The sequence below is a fragment of the Stutzerimonas tianxiuensis genome, from assembly GCF_053470365.1.
On the sequence record NZ_JBPVWS010000020.1, the window covers coordinates 57,057 to 77,845 of the forward strand.

At 58.5% G+C, this 20,789-nt stretch carries 21 protein-coding genes; 12 read left to right on the plus strand and 9 right to left on the minus strand.

Going from position 1 to position 20,789, the window contains the following annotated elements:
* Positions 1-3 precede the first annotated feature (3 nt).
* The 4 genes from accB to ACSSNI_RS20155 all read right to left on the minus strand — a co-directional run bounded on the left by accB (position 4) and on the right by ACSSNI_RS20155 (position 3,311).
* Entirely contained in the window at positions 4-459 is a 456-nt protein-coding gene (gene accB / locus ACSSNI_RS20140; protein WP_448260098.1) for an acetyl-CoA carboxylase biotin carboxyl carrier protein, read from the minus strand.
* Between the two features lie 79 nt (positions 460-538).
* Positions 539-982 (minus strand): type II 3-dehydroquinate dehydratase, encoded by a 444-nt coding sequence (aroQ, locus tag ACSSNI_RS20145; RefSeq protein WP_448260100.1) that lies wholly within the window; start codon positions 980-982, stop codon positions 539-541.
* A gap of 152 nt (positions 983-1,134) precedes the next feature.
* Positions 1,135-2,916, minus strand: coding sequence for a protein-disulfide reductase DsbD (locus ACSSNI_RS20150; protein ID WP_448260102.1), 1,782 nt, complete (start codon positions 2,914-2,916; stop codon positions 1,135-1,137).
* A 71-nt stretch (positions 2,917-2,987) separates the two neighbouring features.
* Positions 2,988-3,311 carry a Rieske (2Fe-2S) protein gene (locus tag ACSSNI_RS20155; protein WP_448260104.1) on the minus strand — a complete coding sequence of 108 codons (324 nt, stop codon included), beginning with the start codon at positions 3,309-3,311 and terminating at the stop codon, positions 2,988-2,990.
* Between the two features lie 130 nt (positions 3,312-3,441).
* Here ACSSNI_RS20155 and ACSSNI_RS20160 point away from each other — a divergent pair, with 130 nt between their 5' ends.
* The 3 genes from ACSSNI_RS20160 to ACSSNI_RS20170 are packed head-to-tail and all read left to right on the plus strand — an operon-like array spanning position 3,442 to position 6,141.
* Positions 3,442-4,479: a FecCD family ABC transporter permease gene (locus tag ACSSNI_RS20160; RefSeq protein ID WP_448260106.1), complete on the plus strand. Its 1,038-nt coding sequence runs from the start codon at positions 3,442-3,444 to the stop codon at positions 4,477-4,479.
* Positions 4,479-5,246 (plus strand): heme ABC transporter ATP-binding protein, encoded by a 768-nt coding sequence (locus ACSSNI_RS20165; protein ID WP_448260107.1) that lies wholly within the window; start codon positions 4,479-4,481, stop codon positions 5,244-5,246. Before ACSSNI_RS20160 ends, ACSSNI_RS20165 begins: the two co-directional genes overlap by 1 nt.
* A 10-nt stretch (positions 5,247-5,256) precedes the next feature.
* Positions 5,257-6,141, plus strand: coding sequence for a ChaN family lipoprotein (locus tag ACSSNI_RS20170; RefSeq protein ID WP_319299578.1), 885 nt, complete (start codon positions 5,257-5,259; stop codon positions 6,139-6,141).
* 233 nt (positions 6,142-6,374) lie between these two features.
* On the opposite strand, the gene ACSSNI_RS20175 is transcribed toward ACSSNI_RS20170, so the two are convergent.
* The 4 genes from ACSSNI_RS20175 to ACSSNI_RS20190 form a co-directional block, all read right to left on the minus strand.
* A complete protein-coding gene (locus tag ACSSNI_RS20175; protein ID WP_319299577.1) occupies positions 6,375-7,172 on the minus strand; it encodes a cyclic nucleotide-binding domain-containing protein in 798 nt (265 codons plus the stop codon).
* Between the two features lie 105 nt (positions 7,173-7,277).
* Complete coding sequence (locus tag ACSSNI_RS20180) at positions 7,278-7,550, minus strand: TfoX/Sxy family protein (protein WP_148925047.1); 273 nt, start codon at positions 7,548-7,550, stop codon at positions 7,278-7,280.
* A gap of 8 nt (positions 7,551-7,558) precedes the next feature.
* On the minus strand, positions 7,559-8,311 hold the full coding sequence (locus tag ACSSNI_RS20185) for a class I SAM-dependent methyltransferase (RefSeq protein ID WP_448260110.1): 753 nt from the start codon (positions 8,309-8,311) through the stop codon (positions 7,559-7,561).
* 151 nt (positions 8,312-8,462) lie between these two features.
* On the minus strand, positions 8,463-10,025 hold the full coding sequence (locus ACSSNI_RS20190) for a bifunctional aminoglycoside phosphotransferase/ATP-binding protein (RefSeq protein ID WP_448260111.1): 1,563 nt from the start codon (positions 10,023-10,025) through the stop codon (positions 8,463-8,465).
* A gap of 153 nt (positions 10,026-10,178) precedes the next feature.
* Here ACSSNI_RS20190 and mrcB point away from each other — a divergent pair, with 153 nt between their 5' ends.
* Genes mrcB through ACSSNI_RS20205 form a run of 3 tightly spaced genes read left to right on the plus strand, consistent with a single transcriptional unit; the run spans position 10,179 to position 13,591 of the window.
* The gene (mrcB, locus tag ACSSNI_RS20195) at positions 10,179-12,491 is read left to right on the plus strand and encodes a penicillin-binding protein 1B (RefSeq protein WP_448260113.1); all 2,313 of its coding nucleotides are present in this window, start codon (positions 10,179-10,181) and stop codon (positions 12,489-12,491) included.
* A 54-nt stretch (positions 12,492-12,545) separates the two neighbouring features.
* Positions 12,546-13,259: a tetratricopeptide repeat protein gene (locus tag ACSSNI_RS20200; protein ID WP_448260126.1), complete on the plus strand. Its 714-nt coding sequence runs from the start codon at positions 12,546-12,548 to the stop codon at positions 13,257-13,259.
* A complete protein-coding gene (locus tag ACSSNI_RS20205; protein ID WP_448260115.1) occupies positions 13,259-13,591 on the plus strand; it encodes a YqcC family protein in 333 nt (110 codons plus the stop codon). The genes ACSSNI_RS20200 and ACSSNI_RS20205 overlap by 1 nt, the downstream gene beginning before the upstream one ends.
* A gap of 39 nt (positions 13,592-13,630) precedes the next feature.
* On the opposite strand, the gene ACSSNI_RS20210 is transcribed toward ACSSNI_RS20205, so the two are convergent.
* Positions 13,631-14,062: a DUF4124 domain-containing protein gene (locus tag ACSSNI_RS20210; protein WP_448260117.1), complete on the minus strand. Its 432-nt coding sequence runs from the start codon at positions 14,060-14,062 to the stop codon at positions 13,631-13,633.
* 403 nt (positions 14,063-14,465) lie between these two features.
* On the opposite strand from ACSSNI_RS20210, the gene ACSSNI_RS20215 reads away from it, so the two are divergent.
* The 6 genes from ACSSNI_RS20215 (at position 14,466) to msrQ (ending at position 20,447) form a co-directional block, all read left to right on the plus strand.
* Positions 14,466-16,190, plus strand: coding sequence for an acetolactate synthase 3 large subunit (locus ACSSNI_RS20215; RefSeq protein WP_148925041.1), 1,725 nt, complete (start codon positions 14,466-14,468; stop codon positions 16,188-16,190).
* A gap of 2 nt (positions 16,191-16,192) precedes the next feature.
* Positions 16,193-16,684: an acetolactate synthase small subunit gene (gene ilvN / locus ACSSNI_RS20220; RefSeq protein ID WP_073298694.1), complete on the plus strand. Its 492-nt coding sequence runs from the start codon at positions 16,193-16,195 to the stop codon at positions 16,682-16,684.
* Positions 16,685-16,730: 46 nt separating this feature from the next.
* Positions 16,731-17,747, plus strand: coding sequence for a ketol-acid reductoisomerase (gene ilvC, locus ACSSNI_RS20225; protein WP_448260120.1), 1,017 nt, complete (start codon positions 16,731-16,733; stop codon positions 17,745-17,747).
* A gap of 151 nt (positions 17,748-17,898) precedes the next feature.
* Positions 17,899-18,732 carry a CDP-diacylglycerol--serine O-phosphatidyltransferase gene (gene pssA / locus ACSSNI_RS20230; RefSeq protein WP_159967294.1) on the plus strand — a complete coding sequence of 278 codons (834 nt, stop codon included), beginning with the start codon at positions 17,899-17,901 and terminating at the stop codon, positions 18,730-18,732.
* 60 nt (positions 18,733-18,792) lie between these two features.
* A complete protein-coding gene (gene msrP / locus ACSSNI_RS20235; protein WP_448260122.1) occupies positions 18,793-19,809 on the plus strand; it encodes a protein-methionine-sulfoxide reductase catalytic subunit MsrP in 1,017 nt (338 codons plus the stop codon).
* Complete coding sequence (gene msrQ / locus ACSSNI_RS20240) at positions 19,809-20,447, plus strand: protein-methionine-sulfoxide reductase heme-binding subunit MsrQ (RefSeq protein ID WP_448260128.1); 639 nt, start codon at positions 19,809-19,811, stop codon at positions 20,445-20,447. Before msrP ends, msrQ begins: the two co-directional genes overlap by 1 nt.
* Positions 20,448-20,789 lie beyond the last annotated feature (342 nt).

The following is a 20,789-nucleotide window of genomic DNA, read 5'->3' on the forward strand; positions in this document are numbered from 1 at the left end:
GGTTCAAACGATGGTGAACAGCGGCTGGTCGTATTCGACCGGCTGACCATTCTCCACCAGGATGGATTCGATGGTGCCGCTGGTTTCGGCCTCGATGTGGTTCATCATCTTCATCGCTTCGACGATGCAGAGGATGTCGCCTTTCTTAACGCTCTGACCGACTTCAACGAAGTTGGCCGACTCCGGCGAGGAGGCGCGGTAGAAGGTGCCGACCATCGGCGATCGGACTACGGTGCCGTTGAGTTTCGGCTGTGCAGGCGCGGCGTCGGCGGCAGGGGCGACGGCAGGAGCGGCTGCGGGGGCCGGCATTGGTGCTTGCGCATAATAAGGCTGCTGCATTGCAACCTGCTTGCTATGACGGCTGATGCGAACGGACTCTTCGCCTTCGTGAATTTCCAGTTCGTCGATACCAGACTCTTCCAGCAGCTCGATCAGTTTCTTGACTTTGCGAATATCCATGAAGCAGTGACTCCCAGGTAAGTTCAAAGGGCATTGCTGCTCGCTTCTTCGAGGCCGTCGCGTGTTGCGCGCGGTCCTGTCAGGAAGCAGCGAGTTGTTCCAGGGCGGCCTCCAATGCCAGGCGGTAGCCGCTGGCGCCAAGACCGCAGATCACCCCTACCGCGACATCCGAGAAATAGGAGTGATGGCGGAAAGGTTCACGCTTGTGCACGTTTGACAGGTGCACTTCGATGAATGGGATGCTCACCGCCAGCAGCGCGTCACGTAGCGCAACGCTGGTGTGCGTAAAGGCGGCGGGATTGATCAGGATGAAATCCACGCCTTCGCTACGTGCGGCATGGATGCGCTCGATCAGCTCGTACTCGGCATTGGACTGTAGATGCAGCAGATGGTGGCCGGCATCACGGGCTCGCTGCTCCAGATCCTGGTTGATCTGCGCCAGCGTCGTGGCGCCATAGACGCCGGGTTCACGGGTGCCAAGCAAATTCAGATTCGGGCCGTGGAGGACCAGAAACGTCGCCATGAGTATTCCTTGTTGTTCTGTCCAGACGGGCACTTGAGCGAGCGCCCATCGGTGAGGGGAAAAACTATGCACGAAGCGAGGGCTGACTGTCCAGTCATGTGTTGATCGGCGTAAATGCCGACATTATGACTGGAGTTTGCTGCAGAGACTGTCTACAGAGAGGCTTCGGCGCGGTCCAGTCGCTCCATGAACTGACCGGCATCGATTTCGCCGACGACCCTTGCGTCGGTCAGCTCCTTGCCGGTGCGATCAAAGAACAGAACCGCTGGCGGGCCGAAGAGCTTATAGCGGTCGAGTAATGCCCGCTGCTCCGGGTTGCTGTCGGTAATGTCGAAGCGAACCAGACGGTAGTCTGCAAGACGTGGCGCAATCTCTGGAGCGGCGAACACTTCGCGCTCGATCACTTTGCAGCTGATACACCAGTCAGCGTACCAATCGAGCATCAGCGGTTGGCCTGCTGCCTGCGCCGCGCTGAGTTGGGCGTCGAGTTCAGTCGGGGTAGTCACTGTGCGCCAGGCTTCTGTTTCGCTGGCGGAGCCACCGGCGGCAACTGAGGTGGAGCGAGGCAGCGGTCGCAGCGGATCGGAGTTTCCCTGCAGCGCACCGACCCAGGCCGCCAGGGCATAGACCAGCAGCACCAGGCCCAGCAGCTGTGCGAGTTTCTGTCGGGGTGTCTTGAGACCAAATTCCAGCGTGCCTAGGAACAGTGCCGTGCCGGCAGCCAGCAAGCCCCACAGCGCCAGCGCTAGCGGGCCTGGCAAGACTCGTTCGAGCATCCACACGGCAACCGCCAAGAGCAACACACCAAAGACGTTGCGTACCGTGACCATCCATGGGCCGCTCTTGGGCAGTAGGGCGCCGCCGCCAATGGCGAACAGAATCAGTGGCGTGCCCATTCCTAAGCCAAGGGCGAACAGCTTGAGGCCGCCACCCAGCGCATCGCCACTGGCGCTGATATACAGCAAGGCGCCCGCAAGGGGTGCCGAGACGCATGGCGAAACCAGTAGGCTGGAGACCGCTCCGAGCACCGCGGCACCGAGGAAGGAACCGCCTCTGGCATTGCCAGCAATGCGCTCGAGGCGGTGGCCCATCGCTTGCGGCAAACGTAACTCGAACAGTCCGAACATGGCCAAGGCAAAGGCGACGAAAAACAGCGCGAACGGCACCAGAATCCAGGGCGACTGCAAGCGGGCCTGCAGATTCAGTTCAGCTCCGAACATGCCCATCAGCGCGCCAAGCACGGCGAAGCCGGCCGCCATTGGCAGGACGTACGCGAGCGACAGACCAAAGCTGCGCGTTCCTCCGATCTGCCCGCGCAAAACGACACCGGAAAGGATCGGCAACATGGGCAACACGCAGGGCGTGAACGTCAGCCCCAGTCCTGCGAGAAAGAACAACGCCACCGAGCGCCAGGACAGCTCGGCAGTGGTCTCAGTTGCAATGCTTGTATCCGTCGCTGCAGGTGCGGCCTTCGGCGTGCCGCCAATATCGATGGACTCGGTCTCCGGCGGATAGCACAAACCCTTGTCTGCACAGCCTTGATAGGTCACCAGTAAGGAAAAGGGCTGGTTCTGCGGGTTGCGGATTGGTAGTTCGACGTCGAGTACGCCGTAATAGACTTCGACTTCGCCGAAATAGTCGTCGGTCTTTTGCTCTCCCGCGGGCAGGTTCGCTTCGCCGATAACAACACCGGACGTATTGGTCTTGAATTTGAACTGGTGCCGGTAGAGGTAATAGCCCTCCGCTGCAACGAAGCGCAGCTTGACCTGTTCTGGCGATGCGTCGACCAGGCTCAGGCGAAACGCTTCGCGTACCGGCAGGAAGTCAGCACTGTTGTTCAGCCCCCCAAGCGTCGAGCTGGGGCGGCTGTCGAACAGGCCGGCAACAGCGGGGAGGGCGAACAATAGGATCAGTAGACTCAGCAAACGGCGCATGGTCATCTCACGGGAAGCAGTGGCCGCATGATACCCAACGCGGCCAATCGTCGCTCGTACGCAACGTCGCACTAGCGCACGTTCTGTAACCAGATGGTGCCGTTTTGCTCGACGTACGGCAGTGCCTGCAGTGCTTGTCCAGCGCAGGGGCCAGCGACGCATTTGCCGCTATCGATAAGAAACAGCGCGCCGTGGGTCGCGCATTGGATGAGGCTGCCGCTGCTGTCAAGAAACTGGTCTGGCAGCCACTCCAGCGGGATTCCGCGATGTGGGCAACGGTTCTTGTAGACATATAGCGTCCCATCCTTGCGAATCGTCAGCAGGCGCTGTCCTTCTCGTTCGAAACCCTTGCTTTGCCCCTCCATCACGTCTGTGGTCTCGCACAATCGAATCATCGGGTCCTCCTTATTTGCGAAGGATTATCACCCAATCGGTAGCGACAGGGTTGCCGAACAGAGATAGCGCTGGCGGAGTCAGTGGCTGGCTTTTATCCTTCGGCTCGAACCTCAACTGGCGAAACTTTTGATGAGCCCAGTGCTATCCGCACGCCCCTTATTTCTTTCGCTGGGCCTCGTGTGGCTGATCGCTTTCTGGTTGTCGCTGGCGCTTGGGCCGGTCCATCTGCCGCTGATCGACATTCTGCACGCTCTATTGCAGCTGTTTGGCTTATCGACGGGAGGTGAGGGCGTCGACCAGGCTGTGCTGATCCTCGGGCAGATCAGATTGCCACGCGCCTTGCTTGGCTTGAGCGTAGGCGCGGTGCTGGCGTTGTCCGGCGTCGCCATGCAGGGCTTATTTCGTAATCCACTGGCCGACCCGGGGTTGGTCGGTGTTTCCAGCGGTGCCGCACTAGGCGCCGCCGCCACCATCGTCGGGGGTGAGCTGGTCGGCGGGATCTCCCCCTTGCTCGAGCCCTATCTGTTGTCGGTCAGCGCATTTCTCGGTGGCCTAAGCGTCACTTGGATGGTTTATCGCCTTGGTCGGCGGGATGGGCGTACCCATGTCGCGACGATGCTGCTCGCCGGTATTGCGCTGACTGCTCTGGCGGGCGCAGTGATTGGGCTTTTCACCTATGTAGCTGACGACAATGCGTTACGTACCTTGACCTTCTGGAATCTGGGCAGCCTTAACGGCGCAAGCTACGCACGGCTCTGGCCACTCTTGCTGGTGACAGTGGCCGTGGCATTCTGGCTACCTCGCCGGGCGCGGGCGCTAAACGCTCTTTTGTTGGGTGAGTCGGAGGCGCGTCATCTGGGCTTTGATGTCGAGCGCCTCAAGCGCGAGCTGGTGTTCTGCACGGCACTCAGCGTCGGCGCTGCGGTAGCGGCGGCAGGAATGATCGGGTTTGTTGGTTTGGTGGTTCCCCATCTTGTCAGGCTGCTGATTGGCCCCGACCACCGATTGCTGTTACCGGCGTCGGCGTTGGCAGGGGGCAGTCTGCTGCTCCTTGCCGATCTTCTTGCTCGGCTTATGCTCGTGCCTGCGGAGCTGCCGATCGGGATTGTCACTGCGCTGCTGGGTGCGCCTTTCTTTCTCTATCTGCTATTGCGGCAGCCTCACTGATGCTCAGTTTGCAGGGGGGCTGCGTTCGGCGAGGGGCGTCCAACGTTCTTGTTGACGTTGACGTCAGGCTTAAACCGGGTGAGGTCCTAGGGGTGCTGGGGCCAAACGGCGCAGGTAAAAGCACTTTGGTTGGCGCTTTGAGTGGAGAGCTGCCTCTCAACGCTGGCGAGGTGCTGCTGCATCAGAAACCTTTGCACGACTGGCATGGCCCCGAGCGCGCCCGTTGTCTGGCAGTACTGCCGCAGAGCTCAACCTTGAGTTTTGGTTTTCGTGTCGATGAAGTGGTTGGCCTGGGGCGTTTACCCCATGACACGGGGTGTGAGGCCGACCGGACGATTGTGGCGGCTGCGCTTCGTGCGGCAGATGCGCAGCATCTGCCGCAGCGGAGCTACTTGTCACTGTCCGGAGGCGAGCAGCAGCGCGTGCACCTCGCTCGGGTGTTCGCCCAGCTCTGGCCTGGGCGTACCGGGCAAGTACTGTTGCTTGACGAACCTACAGCCATGCTCGATCCGCAGCATCAGCACAGCACCTTGCACGCGATTCGCCAGTTTGCCGAGCTGGGCGGTGCGGTACTGGTTATCCTGCATGATCTCAATCTTGCGGCGCGCTACTGCGATCGCCTGTTGTTGATGGCTGGCGGACATGTGCAACTGAGCGGTACGCCCGAGCAGGTGTTGCAGGCCGACCCGCTGAAGTCGGTGTTCGGTCTCGATGTGCTGATCCAGCGACACCCGGAACGAGGCCATCCGCTAGTTATTGCCCGCTGAGGATTACCCCATGCGATTGCTATTGCCCCTCGTCATGCTTCTGCTCACTGCCTGCCAATCGCAGCCGCTCTTGCCGACCTGGCAAAGCCCGGAGGGGCGTGAGCATCCCGATCTGGGACGGATTGTCGATTTGCGAAGCGGCGAGCATATCTCGCCGAAACGGTTGATTGACGAGCTGGCCAAGGTCGATCAGGTCCTGGTTGGAGAGCGACATGACAACCCGGACCATCATGCCCTGCAGCTCTGGCTTCTTCAGGCATTGGCGCAGCACCGGGCGCAGGGCAGCCTGTTGCTGGAAATGCTGAATCCGGATCAGCAGGATGATGTGGCGCAGGTGCAGGCATTGATTGACCTCGGGGAATGGCCGGCGGATCTGGCGGCTGCGCTGGACTGGCAAAACGGCTGGGAATGGAAGCAGTACGCGCCGGTGGTCAGGCATGCGCTGGCGCAGCCGTATCCGTTGATGTCGGCCAATCTCGACAGAGCGGAGATCATGCGGGTCTATCGCCGTATACCCACGCTGACCGGTGCGCCCGCTGACAATGAGGTGCAGCGGACCTTGCTTGAGCAGATTCGGATTTCACATTGCGACATGCTGCCCGAGACGCAGCTGCCTGCCATGCTGGCGGTGCAGCAGCAGCGCGACCAGCGAATGGCTGACCAGCTGGATGCTGCGCCGAAGCCGGCGATGTTGTTGGCCGGTGCTTTCCACGTCCGGCGAGATCTCGGCGTGCCGCTGCATCTTGAGAGCCATGACGGCCGAGTGACCACCCGTGTACTGATACTTGCGGAGGTGGAAGATGTGGTTCGCGCCGGTCAGGCAGATTTCGTCTGGTATACCCCCGCTCAGCCGCAGCAGGACCATTGTGCCGGACTTCGGAAAGCGACCGAGTAGTTGGCATAACGTTTACGCGGAGCCAATGTTTGCGCGGACAAAAAAAGACCCGGCAAGAGCCGGGTCAAAACCGTGATTAGCCTGATGAGGAGATAACCTGAAAGTCCGACTGCCCGTTCTTTCAGCTTACCGGCTGATCTCGCGACCAGTGGCGCTAATAATAACAATTCTCATTCGTTGGTCAACAGGAGAATACAAATAAATTTTCTCGGCTTCGTCGGGGGCTCTTGGCGCTAGGCGGAAAGGGGCATGCGCAGCTGGGTGACCTCTTTATTCAGCAAGTCGATGCGCCTGGCCATGCTTTCTATCAGGCTGTGGGCAATCTTGGGGTTGCTCTGCATCAAGCTGAGAAACTGATCCTTGGGAATAAGCATGACGGTACAGGCGGCGGTGGCGACGACGGTCGCGCTGCGCTTCTCCTGAGTGAAGACGGCCATCGCCCCGAAAATCTCGTCACGCTGCACGTCGCCAACCTTCTGGCCATCTACAAAAGCCTCGGCGTGGCCATCGATGATGATGAACACGTTGTCCGCATCGTCCCCCTGACGAATCAACTCGTCGCCCGCGGCAAAATGCTGGAAACCGGTTGTGGGGTGGATCTCGGGTTGCTTAAGGCGCGCCAATGCGTCTGACAACAGCGCCGTCTGCCCAATCAGGTACTGGGTATAAAGTTCCTGACGACGCTGATCGGTATGAATGTGGCGAAACACCTCGCTGCGCGAATAGGGAATCAGGCGAATAGCTTCCTCGCTGCGGTAACGACAAAGCGGCAGTTCCATTCCTTGACGCAGCCCAAGCAGGTCGCCTTCCTGCATGTAAAACAGCGGTCTTTCATCGACCAGTGCATGCAGCAGCCCGCTGTCGATGATGAACAGGTGCTGCTCGGGTAGATCCTGCGCCAGGTCGCTGGAACCCTTGATCTCGATAGTAGGTGCCGAAGGGGCGAGGCCTTCGAGCAGTTGCGCGGGGATCCCCTGCAAACGGTTGATCAGTTGATCGGCATAGGCCGGTTGTTCCCCGAGTAGATACATGTCGGCAATCCTTGGACAAGCGGGCTCACTGAGTTGGAGCGATGCGCGTGCTCACCATAAGGCCGCGCCGGACGAGAGTAAATCTTGTCCGGCGAGCATTGTGAGCTAGCTCTTGTCTCGGTAATCGTGCCGGGCCAGGTGCTGGTTCAGCTCGGTCTTCAGGGTGTCCGGCAGTTCCTTCCAGTTGACGTCACGCAATGCGCCTTCGATGGCGTATAGCAGCACTCTTGATGCGCTGAAGCCTCTGGATTTGACCGCATGGTAAGCGCTGACCGCGCCGAGCCGACGCAGATCATCGGCCGTGTGGATGCCTGAGGCGTGCAGCCACTGCGCGGATGTTTTGCCGAGATTCCTCAAGGTCAACAGCTCGTCGTGCATGATTGCTCCTATCGGCCTGGGTAGCCGGCGAGGAAATGAAGCGGCCAGCGAACCCGGCGTACGCGTTCTGGGTTCCCCCACAGGCGCTTGAACTTAGATTCCAGTTCAGTGACTGGGTCTTGGTCGTGGGTCTGCTGCCACCGCTTCACTGCCGACCAAGTACGCAGATAGCCCAGTAGCTGTGGCAGGCTCCAGTGGGTTTCGATAGCGAATGCCGGAGGTTGAAAGGTTTCGAATGGCACCTGAATGTCTCGGTAGCCGGCATCGACGCTGGCGCGTCCCTGGGGCCAGTAACCGCTAAGCGTATCGCTATGCAGCTGCCCGATCAGCGCATCCAGCGACGGTTCGATATGAAGCAAGCTGTAGCACCAGGCGCAGAACAGACCGTCTGTTGACAAAACCCGCTTTGCTTCGGCAAAGAAGGCCGGCGTAGCGAACCAGTGCAAAGCTTGTGCGACTACCATCACGTCGGCCACACCATCGCGCAGCGGTAGGTGCTCGGCCTGTGCAGCAAATCGCTCCGCAGATCGCCAGTCGGCAGTGCCGGTCAGTTGCTCAATGCTGGCATCGCATGCCACCACCCGATCGAAATGGCTCGCTAGTGCGCGCGCGGCCTGACCCGTGCCCGACGCAACGTCAATCGCGCAGCGGGGCGTCGAGCACTGTTCGGCGAGCCAATTGAACAGACTGTTGGGATACGCTGGGCGGAACCGCGCGTAATCGTCAGGACGAATTGAAAAGAGCTGGACGCTGTCACCCATGGCAACGGTCCAGCGGCATCAAAGGCAGAACACTGTGAGGCATGGCTGACTTCCGCTGACAGACCTGTACAAGTATAGAAGCACCGCCGGGTTCTGCCCTCAGCGGTGCCTGGATGACACTTTTCTGTACAGATGTCAGTCAGCCCGGTTGTCAGAGGCCCGGCAGGCGCTGACGAATATCACTGACCAAGGCGTCGAGGCTTCCCGCCTCGGGTGTGCTGATCTGCCGGTTGAGCAATTGCTCGCTCTCGCTCAGCGGCTCGCGAGAAGACTGTTGTGCTTTGATCACGGCCAGTGTGGCATCGGACGGATCGCCACCCTCAGCCTGGCGCTGGGTGAGCCACTGTTCTATGACTGCATCAGGCGCCTCGCAGCTGAGAATCATAAAAGGCACACCGGTCGACTCTGCGACCTGCCAGGCGGCTTGGCGATACTGATGTCTGAGATAGGTGGCATCGATCACCACCGAGAAGCCTGCGCTAAGCGCGTTCTCAGCCAGCGAGTGCAGTCGCTGATAGGTCGCATCGCCGGCCTCGGCATCGTAAATTCCGGCGTTTAGCTCAGAAGCCTGTGACTCTGGCTGCGGGCCATAGAGTCGTTTTCGCTCAACATCCGAACGAATCCTGATCGCTCCCAGAGCCTCGACCAGGCGCAGCGCAACCTGGCTCTTGCCGACCGCCGATACGCCGTGGGTGATGGCAAGGAAGCGGGATGGAATGGCGCTGTAGCTTTCGGCCAGATTGGCGTAGCTGCGATACTGGCGCAGGACGATCCGGCGCTGAACGGCGTCTTCTTCCTGATGCAATCGGAACAGGCTTACCTTGGCCCGAACAAGCGCGCGATACGCCTTATAGAGGTTGAGCAACTGCAGCGCGGCATAGTCTCCGGTGCGTTCCAGCCAGCCGTTGATAAAGCGCCGTGCCTGACACTTCAAACCACGATCTTCCAGGTCCATCGCCAGAAAAGCTGCGTCGGAAGCGATGTCGATCAGGCGAAATGGCTCGTTGAATTCGATGCAGTCGAACAGCACTACCTTGTCTTCGATGATCGTAGCGTTGCCCAGATGCAGATCGCCGTGGCATTCGCGGATGAAACCTTGGTGGGACCGCTGCTCGAGCAAGGGCTGCAGGCGGGCGATGCTGGTTTCGGTCCAGTCCAGCAGGGCGTCGAGTTGCTGCAGGTCTGCTTGTTCGGTGAGCAACGGACGAATCTGTTCGAAGTTCTGCCGCATCGGCGCGACGATCCCCTCGGCGCTGTTCAGCGCATGATCCGCAGCCACCTGAGGGATGCTCAGGTGGAACTCGGCGATTTGCTTGGCGAGGGCGTCGATGTGATTGTCCGTCAGCTCACCCCGGGCCTGTACCTCTGCCATCAGTTGCGTTTGTGGAAACTCGCGCATCTGCAACAGGTATTCGATTGGCTCGCCATTCCCGCCGATCTCCGGTTGCTCGACGCTGCCGGTGACAGGCAGGACCTGGAGATACAGTTCTGGCGCCATGCGCTGGTTCAGACGCAGCTCTTCCTCGCAGTAATGTTTGCGAGCCGAGAGGTCGGTGAAATTGAGGAAGCCGAAATCAACCGGTTTCTTCATCTTGTAGGCGTACGTTCCGGTAAGGATGACCCAGGAAATATGGGTCTCGATGACTTTGAAGCCGTCGACCGGGTGAGGGTACAGGGCTGGATTCTGCAGTGCAGCAATCAGTGCTTGGCTCACGGTCACTCCTTGTAGGTTTGTTGGACGGGTGTGTGAGCACTTGGGAGACAGTTCACACAGTCGGAAACGCTCCATTATGTCCATCCACGGTAAGCGTGCAAACCGCCAAGAGGCCGTCTTCGGCGCAAATCAAAGTGCGTATAATGCGCCGCCATGACTAAATCACGCTCGTCTCGTTCCCGCTCCAAACGCCGTTCCGGTGCCTCTCGCCCATGGCTAGGCTGGATTATCAAACTTTCTATCGTTGCGCTGGTGCTGCTGGCCGGTGTTGCGGTGTATCTCGATGCCGTGGTGCAGGAGAAGTTCTCTGGCAAGCGCTGGACGATTCCTGCGACGGTCTATGCCAGGCCGTTGGAATTGTTTGTCGGGCAAAAACTCGATAAGGACGACTTTCTCACCGAGGTCGATGCGTTGGGCTACCGCCGAGAAAAGTCGGTGAGTGGGCCAGGAACTGTTTCGGTCGCCAGTAACGCGGTTGAAATGCATACACGAGGCTTCCGCTTTTATGAGGGCGCAGAAGAGTCTCAGCGTATCCGGGTGCGTTTTTCCGGGGACTTCGTTGCGGGACTGGCGCGCATAGACGGCGGCGAGCTGCCGGTGGCGCGGCTGGAGCCATTGGTCGTGGGTGGGCTTTACCCTGCGCACAACGAAGACCGGATTCTGATCAAGCTCGATCAAGTGCCGCCGTATCTGGTGGAAACACTGGTCGCGGTCGAAGATCGGGAGTTCTTTGATCATTTTGGCGTGTCGCCTAAGTCCATTGCGCGTGCCGTATGGGTCAACCTTACCGCCGGGGAGGTGCGTCAGGGAGGCAGCACACTGACCCAGCAATTGGTGAAGAATTTCTATCTCACCAACGAGCGCAGTCTGAGCCGCAAGGCTACCGAAGCCATGATGGCGGTGCTGCTTGAACTCCACTACGACAAGCCGGAGATTCTCGAGGCCTATCTGAACGAGGTCTTTCTTGGTCAGGACGGTCGTCGCGCCATTCATGGCTTCGGTTTGGCAAGCCAGTACTTCTTTGGACGGCCACTCGCAGAGCTAAAACTGCAGCACGTGGCCCTGTTGGTCGGCATGGTCAAGGGGCCGACCTACTACAACCCTCGCCGTCATCCTGAGCGCGCCATGGAACGACGCAATCTGATCATCGATCTGCTGGCTGAGCAGCAGGTGGTCAGTCCAGAGGAAGCTGCTCAGGCGAGGCAGGCGCCGCTCGGCGTGACGCAGCGTGGCAGTCTGGCCGACAGCTCATACCCGGCGTTTCTCGATTTGGTAAAGCGGCAGTTGCGAGAGGACTATCGCGACGAAGACCTCACTGAGGAAGGGCTGAGGGTTTTCACCAGCTTTGACCCGATCATTCAATCCAAGGCTGAAAAGGCCATGACCGATACGCTGAAGCGTCTGGGCAAGGCAGCCGAAGGCGTAGAAGGTGCGATGCTGGTCACCAACCCGGAAACCGGCGAGCTGCAGGCCATGCTGGGCAGTCGTCATCCAGGCTTTGCCGGCTTCAACCGGGCGCTGGATGCATCGCGGCCAATCGGGTCGCTGATCAAGCCGGCGATCTATCTTGCTGCCTTGGAAAAGCCCAGCCAATACACCTTGACCAGCCTGCTTGAGGATGAGCCGTTTTCGGTCAAAGGAACCGATGGCAAGGTTTGGAAGCCGCAGAATTACGGGCGTACCGCTCATGGCACGGTCTACCTCTATCAGGCCCTGGCGAATTCCTACAACTTGTCGACCGCGCGGCTTGGTTTGGATCTAGGCGTGCCGCATGTGCTAAAGACGCTGGCGCGCTTGGGCGCTTCGCCCGATTGGCCGGCTTATCCGTCGATGTTGCTGGGGGCGGGCGGATTGCGCCCTATCGAAGTCGCCGGCGTCTACCAGACGATCGCCAGTGGCGGCTTCAATACTCCGTTGCGGGCCATCCGCAGTGTCGTTGCGGCCGATGGCGAACCCCTTAGCCGCTATCCGTTCAAGATCGAACAGCGATTCGACCCTGGCGCTATTTACCTGACCCAATATGCCATGCAGCGAACGATGGTCGAGGGGACTGGGCGTTCTGTATACAATCAGGTCCCTAAATCGCTGGCACTGGCAGGCAAGACCGGTACCACCAATGATTCCCGTGACAGCTGGTTTGCAGGCTTCAGTCAGGATCTACTCGCGGTGGTCTGGTTGGGGCGCGATGACAACGGCAAAACTTCGTTAACGGGTGCCACAGGCGCGTTGCAGGTATGGGCGGACTTCATGCGTCGTGCCGACCCATTACCGCTGCAGATGCCCGTGCCGGACAATGTGTCCATGGCCTGGGTCGATGGCCGGACCGGAGAGGGGACGCTGGAAAATTGCCCGGGCGCCGTACAGATGCCTTATATCCGCGGAAGCGAGCCTGCTCTGGGCCCTGGCTGCGGCATCCAGGCCCCGGCTGAATCGGTTATGGATTGGGTTCGTGGCTGGTTGCCATAGGTGGCGGCTGGCCGGTTGGTTTATTAAGAGGTCTGAACTGTGAACAAGCAATGGATGATCGTATTGTTGGCGGCGGCACTGCTGCCTGGCTGCGCATCGGTCAAGCGCGGCGCGATACCCGTCGTCGATTCGGGCGCGCCGGTATCGGAGGAGGTTTCCGCGCGCCAGCCCAGCCGCCGTGCTAACGCACCGGTTACCAGTGGGCAATCTGCGCCTGCAGACTCGGGCGTTATGGTCATGGTGCCGCAGCAAAGCTCCGAGCCATTGCAAACCTATGGCGCGCCTGATGTCGCTTTCTCTGGGGGATCTGCGCAAGCGCCTGCCGGTGGGACTGGACAGTGGACCCCTCCCGTTCAGTCCGCGCCAATGCCCGCCCCGGTCCAGCGACCGCCAATGCCTAGCGGAATCCCGTCAAGCAGTGGAACCTTGTCAGCCGATGAACAGCTCGATGGGCCGGTGCTGGCGTTGCTTACCACTGCACAGCAACAACAGGGAGGAGGTGACCTGAACGGAGCTGCGTCCAGTCTCGAACGGGCTCAGCGAATCGCCCCGCGCGAACCACAGGTGCTCTATCGGTTAGCTCAGGTCCGTCTGGCGCAAGGGGATGCCATTCAGGCCGAACAACTGTCTCGGCGTGGGCTGAGCTATGCGAGCGACCGGCCAGCCCTGCAGGCAAGCCTCTGGGAGCTGATCGCGCAGGCGCGTGAGCGTCAGGGAAATGCTGCAGGCGCTGCGCAGGCGCGCGAGCGGGCCAAGGTTTCGATGTGATGGATAGTCGAGTGCCGGCGTTGGCAGACCAGTTGCTACTGATCGAGCGCGAGCTTCGGTTACTTGGGGTTTGGGCGTCGTCGCCGCCTGCGCCTGAAGCGCTTGCCAGTCAGGAGCCGTTCTGCGTCGATACATTGGCGTTCGATCAGTGGTTGCAGTGGATTTTTCTACCGCGCATGAAGCACATTCTGGAGCAAGGTCAGCCATTGCCAGCCGTGTCGGGAATTTTGGCGATGGCTGAAATGGTTTATCAAGATCAGCCGCAGCGCGTGGGTGGGCTGTTTGAAGCGCTTGAAACCTTCGATCTACTGATCAGTGGGGGCGAAGGCTAAGCAACGCCGGCCTTTATAGGCAGGCGTTGGTCGCTGCGTTCAGTTACAGCTGTCGGCGATCTTTTGTTGGGTTTCGCCAATACGCGCCTGGCGTTCTTCTTCATTCAGGCGCCGGGTGCCGCCGTCTTCTTCTACGCGCACGCGCGGGTTGTTTTGCAGTTGTGCCAGATTGGTGCGCAGGGTAGTGCAATAACGTTGCCGCTCGGCTTCCTGCTCTGCAACCTGTTGCTTCACCTTGCGGTCAATGTCGCGCTGTTCGGACTCGCCTGAGTGTTCCGGTGCGTTGCCTTCGGCCACGGCTGGCTTTGGCGGGGCGATAGCCGTATTGAGCGTTTCGGCCGCCATGCCTTGGGGCGGCTGTGCTCCAAAATGCGTAACGCCTTTGGCGTCGACCCACTTGTAAACCTGGCCGGCCATGATGCTGCTGCTCAGTGCAAGCAGCAGGCCGCCTGCGAGAATGGTCAAACGCATGCTTTTCCCTTCAGTGGATGCAAAACCAAGCCGGTACTATACGCAAAAGACAGGAGGCTTCATTCTGCGCTGGATCACAGCTGAATGCAGCCGAAGGGCAACAGCGGACTTGACTTGACCAAGCCTAATCCGAACAATTCCATGCTTGCTGTTCTGAGAGGCCGCCGCAAGCGAGCCTTTCGCTCAATCATGAGGTGCATACCCGCGCCGACCTGCAACATCCGCAACGCGTTACCTCGCGCTGGGAGGGGCGCCCCGCAACACTTTGGGGCTTCCCTAGTACTCGCTTTGACAGTAGCTGACGTAGTCGGCGACCACCGTCGCTCATGCACTGCTTAGTAGTAAACCTAATTCTGGCCGGTCCGACGCGGAGCGGCTATCTGGCGTTCTAGAGGTGAATAACGTGGAACTTTTATCCGGCGCTGAAATGGTCGTCCGCTTCTTGCGCGACGAAGGCGTTAAGTACATCTACGGCTATCCGGGCGGCGCCTTGCTGCACATCTATGATGCGCTGTTCAAGGAAAAGGAAGTTACGCATATCCTTGTTCGTCATGAGCAGGCTGCTACCCACATGGCCGACGGCTATGCGCGTGCCACCGGCAAGGCCGGTGTAGTGCTGGTCACCTCCGGCCCTGGCGCGACCAATGCCATCACCGGCATTGCCACCGCTTATATGGATTCGATCCCGATGGTGGTCATCTCGGGGCAGGTTGCCAGCAATATGGTGGGCACTGATGCTTTCCAGGAAACCGACATGATCGGTATTTCCCGCCCCATCGTTAAGCACAGCTTCATGATCAAACATCCTTCGGAAATTCCCGAAGTGATGAAAAAAGCGTTCTACCTCGCGCAATCCGGTCGTCCCGGTCCTGTCGTTGTCGACATTCCGAAAGACATGACCAATCCCGCCGAGAAGTTCGAATACGTCTATCCGAAGAAAGCCAAGCTGCGTTCATACAGCCCGGCCGTTCGTGGGCATTCTGGTCAGATTCGCAAAGCGGCAGAGCTTCTGCTGGCTGCCAAGCGTCCGATCATTTACGCCGGTGGCGGCGTGATCATGGGTGGTGCATCTTCGCAACTCACTGAGCTTGCCAAGATGCTCAATCTGCCGGTTACCAATACCCTCATGGGCTTGGGCTGCTATCCGGGCAGCGACCGGCAGTTCGTCGGCATGCTGGGTATGCACGGTAGCTATACGGCCAACCTGGCAATGCATCATTCCGATGTCATCCTGGCTGTAGGCGCGCGCTTTGATGACCGCGTAATCAACGGTGCGACGAAGTTCTGCCCCAACGCCAAAATCATCCACATCGATATCGATCCGGCATCCATTTCCAAAACCATCAAGGCCGACATTCCGATCGTTGGCCCGGTCGACAGTGTGCTCACCGAAATGGTTGCCATCGTCAAGGAGATCGGCCAGGCACCCAATGCCGAGACTGTTGCCAGCTGGTGGAAGCAGATCGAGGAATGGCGCGGCAACCGAGGCTTGTTCCCATACGACAAGGGTGACGGCACCATCATTAAGCCACAGGCCGTTATCGAAACCCTGTGTGAAGTGACCAAGGGTGATGCATATGTGGCTTCGGACGTTGGCCAGCACCAGATGTTTGCGTGCCAGTACTACAAGTTCGATAAGCCTAATCGCTGGTTGAACTCTGGTGGCCTCGGCACCATGGGCTTCGGCTTTCCGGCCGCGATGGGTGCAAAGCTGAACTTCCCTGAAGCCGACGTCGCCTGTGTTACGGGTGAAGGCAGCATTCAGATGAACATTCAGGAGCTGTCGACCTGCCTGCAGTACGACCTGCCGGTCAAGATCATTAACCTCAACAACGGTGCGTTGGGCATGGTTCGCCAGTGGCAGGACATGCAGTACAACAGCCGCTACTCCCACTCCTACATGGAGTCGCTGCCCGATTTCGTCAAGCTGGTCGAGGCGTATGGGCATGTGGGGATGCGCATCACCGATCTGAAAGATCTGAAGTCCAAGATGGAAGAAGCCTTCGCGTTGAAGGATCGCCTGGTGTTCCTGGATATCGCTGTCGATACCAGTGAGCACGTCTACCCGATGCAGATCAAAGACGGCGCCATGCGCGACATGTGGCTCAGCAAGACGGAGCGGACCTGATCATGAGACACATCATTTCTCTGCTGATGGAAAACGAACCAGGTGCCTTGTCGCGTGTGGTCGGGCTGTTCTCGCAGCGTAACTACAACATTGAAAGCCTGACCGTCGCCCCGACCGAAGACCCGACGCTTTCTCGACTGACGCTGACGACGGTGGGGCACGAGGAGGTAATCGAGCAGATCACCAAGAACCTCAACAAGTTGGTAGAGGTCGTTAAGCTGGTCGATCTGTCCGAAAGTGCTCACATCGAGCGCGAGCTTATGTTGATCAAGGTGAAGGCAACCGGCGCACAGCGCGCCGAAGTCAAGCGGACCACCGACATCTTCCGTGGGCAGATCGTCGATGTGACCTCCAATGTTTATACCATCCAGCTGGCCGGCACGACCGACAAGCTGGACAGTTTCATCCAGGCCATCGGTACGGCATCGATTCTGGAAGTGGTGCGCAGTGGCGTTACGGGTATTTCCCGTGGCGACAAAGTGCTGAGCATCTAATACGACTTATCGAATGGCCCGACCGGCCAGCAACAGGGGTAATTCCATGAAAGTTTTTTACGATAAAGATTGCGACCTCTCCATCATCCAGGGCAAGAAAGTCGCTGTCATTGGCTACGGCTCCCAGGGCCATGCCCACGCATGCAATCTTAAAGATTCCGGCGTAGACGTAACCGTTGGCCTGCGTGCCGGTTCCTCGTCGGTCGCTAAGGCCGAAGCCCATGGTTTGAAAGTCGATAACGTTGCTGCCGCCGTTGCCGCTGCCGATGTCGTTATGATCCTGACGCCCGACGAGTTCCAGGGCCGCTTGTACCGTGACGAGATCGAGCCGAACCTGAAGAAGGGCGCCACGCTGGCGTTTGCCCACGGCTTCTCCATTCATTACAACCAGGTCGTACCGCGTTCCGATCTCGACGTGATCATGATTGCACCAAAAGCGCCGGGTCATACCGTTCGCTCCGAGTTCGTCAAAGGTGGTGGTATTCCTGACCTGATCGCGATTTACCAGGACGCCTCCGGTAGCGCCAAGAACGTCGCTCTTTCATACGCATCGGGTGTTGGCGGCGGTCGTACCGGCATTATCGAAACCACCTTCAAGGACGAGACCGAAACCGATCTGTTCGGCGAGCAGGCAGTTCTGTGTGGCGGTTGCGTCGAGTTGGTCAAAGCTGGCTTCGAGACACTGGTAGAAGCCGGATATGCGCCGGAAATGGCTTATTTCGAGTGCTTGCACGAGCTGAAGCTGATCGTCGACCTCATGTTTGAAGGCGGAATCGCCAACATGAACTACTCGATCTCCAATAACGCCGAGTATGGCGAGTACGTAACAGGCCCCGAGGTCATCAACGCCGAGTCGCGCGCCGCGATGCGTAATGCCCTGAAGCGCATTCAAGACGGCGAGTACGCCAAGATGTTCATCACTGAAGGCGCTGCGAACTACCCATCGATGACGGCTTATCGCCGTAACAACGCGGCCCATGGCATCGAAGTGGTTGGTGAGAAGCTTCGCTCCATGATGCCGTGGATCGCTGCTAACAAGATCGTTGATAAGAGCAAGAACTGATCATCGGTATTGCTCGAAAGGACGCGGCCTCGGCCGCGTTTTTTTTCGTTTTGGCTATGTGTCTCTGGTATAAACCGGTGTTTGGCCTAGGGTGAACCCGTTGTGCTAGGGCCTGTCGAAATTATTCAAACCTGCTGTAAGGTGAATTTGCATGAGTGAGCATCCCGAAGAGCCGAACAAATCCATCGAAACGGAAAGTCTTCTGCCGATCGACGAGCATATCGAAGAGAGCCAGGACGCCGAAGGTCGCAAGGTTCGCCATCGGGGCATCTATCTGCTCCCCAACCTTTTCACCACGGCCAATCTGTTTGCCGGTTTTTTCTGCATTGTCACGGCTATCAATGGCAACTTCTACGTCGCTGCTGCTACGGTCTTTGTCGCCATGGTGCTCGATAGTCTGGATGGCCGAGTCGCGCGCTTGACCAACACCCAGAGCGCATTCGGTGCGGAATATGATTCGCTGTCGGACATGGTCGCTTTCGGTCTAGCTCCGGCCGTTCTCGCCTACCAGTGGGCGCTGTCGAGTCTCGGAAATGTCGGGTTGACCGTGGCCTTCATCTACGTTGCCTGCGCAGCCTTGAGGCTTGCGCGCTTCAACACCCAAATTGGCAAAGTGGATAAGAAGTGGTTCATTGGTCTGGCGAGTCCTGCCGCTGCAGGGGTTGTGGCTGGATCGGTCTGGGCGGTTTGGGCGCTTGACGAACCGGGAATCCGCGGTCTCGATCTGCCCTTGGCGGTAATCATGTTGTTTGCGCTGCTGGTAGCTGCCGCGGGCCTGCTGATGGTCAGCAACATCAAGTACTACAGTTTTAAGGATCTCGATCTGAAAGGGCGGGTGCCCTTTGTGGCGATACTGATCGTTGTATTGGTGTTCGCCGTGGTGTTCAGTGATCCGCCGCGTATTTTGCTTCTGATCTTCCTCGCCTACGCCGTTTCTGGACCAGTACAGTTCCTGATGCGTCGCCGCAAGCGCGCCGAAAGTTGATTTTTGAGATTATCCGCTGTCTAGTGCTTGTTCATACAGCCTCGGACAGCGGAGTACATCATGCTTATCAAGACGCCGCGTCGCAGTGATTGTCTCGAATCAGAGATAACCCCCGAAGCGCTCTACCTGAACCGTCGTCGGTTCGTTCAGGGAGCGGCTTTCTCAATCGCAGCCGCAGGGCTGCCCGCTATAGCCGAAGCTGAACCCAACCCGGCGCGCTATGCGGACGTGGAACCAGCGGACTCGCCCGCTTGGTTTGACGAAAAGCTACGACAGGCACATTGGAAAGCGGTAACGGTAAAGAACGAAGCCATTACCCCCTATCAAGATGCTACGCATTACAACAATTTCTATGAGTTCGGCCCGGATAAGGGTGATCCAGCGCGTCACGCGCCGCAGCTTGTTACGGAACCTTGGTTCGTGACGGTCGACGGAGAAGTGGCGAAGCCGGGCAAATATTCGATTGAAGATCTTGTTACGAACGCCGCGCTTGAGGAACGTATCTATCGTTTACGTTGCGTCGAAGCCTGGTCGATGGTCATACCGTGGCTAGGGGTTCCGCTTGCTGATCTGATCAGTCGTCTGGAGCCGACAGCCGATGCTAAATATGTTCGCTTTGAGACCTTGGCTCGTCCAGAACAGATGCCTGGTATGCGTACTGGTTTTTCACTGATCGACTGGCCGTATGTTGAAGGCTTGAGAATGGACGAGGCCATGCACCCGCTGAGCTTGGTAGCCGTTGGGATGTATGGACGAGTGTTGCCAAACCAGAACGGTGCGCCGTTACGCCTCGTAGTGCCATGGAAGTACGGGTTCAAAAGCATCAAGTCGATCGTTCGAATCAGTTTCGTTCGTGAACAGCCAGCGACCACCTGGGAATCTATGGCTCCGCAGGAATACGGGTTTTACGCCAACGTTAATCCCAAGGTCTCCCACCCGCGTTGGTCACAGGCACGCGAGCGACGGCTTCCGGGGAGCCTGTTCAGCCCAAATGTCCGCGAGACCCAGATGTTCAACGGCTATGAAGATGACGTCGCACACTTATACGCTGGGATGGATCTGAGAAAGCACTATTGATGCGCTATCCCTGGGGGAGGTTGTTGCTTTTCTGTTCCATAGCTAGCGTGCCGTGCTACTGGCTGTATCTCGCCGCGGTAGCCGCGCTGGGCCCAGATCCCGGCAAAGTGCTAGTTGATAATCTCGGCCAAGGCGCTTTGGTTCTTCTGCTGTGTTCTCTGGCGATGACGCCGCTGAGGTATTTGACTGGCTGGTCCGGCTGGATTGTGTTTCGAAGGCAGGTCGGACTTTGGGCGTTCGGTTACGCCGTACTTCATTTAGCTGCCTATCTATACTTTCTCTTGGGTTTGCAATTTGGCGATTTTGCTGCCGAGTTGGTTGAGCGCCCATATATAGCGTTAGGGGTCATCGCCCTGGTAGGCCTGTCAGCACTCGCGCTGACGTCAACGCGCTGGAGCATGCGCAAGCTCGGTAAGCGCTGGAAGAAGTTGCACCGCATTGTCTATCCAGCGTTAGTCATCGCATTGCTTCACATGCTTTGGGTTGTAAGATCCGACGCGGGCCAGTGGAGCTTGTACGCCACCCTCGCAGCGATTTTGCTTGCAGCGCGAGTTCCGGCAGTTGAGCGCGCCTTGGTCGGAATCAACGCCAGATGGCGTGGCGATCCGTTAGCGAATAAAAACAAAAACAACCGTTGACGTGGGAATCTGAGTGCCTATAATGCGCACCTTCTCCGGCGCAGGCCTTTAGCGAAACCTCTTGTAAATCAAGAAGTTAGCGAAAATAAAGGCTTGCACGGATGGCGAATTCGAGTAGAATGCGCCGGGCTGGCAGGGTGGTGGTTGAGTCCTGTTGGCGGCTTCGATCAGGTTGATCGGAAGCGGTTGAAAGAGGTGGTTGACAGCGGGTTTGAACGCTGTATGATTCGCCTCCCGCTGACGAGAGACGCTAGGTTGATCGGAAGCGCAAGCGGTTGAGAAGAAAGAAAAACTTCTTCAAAAACAGCTTGACGAGAAACAAGGCTGCTGTAGAATGCGCGG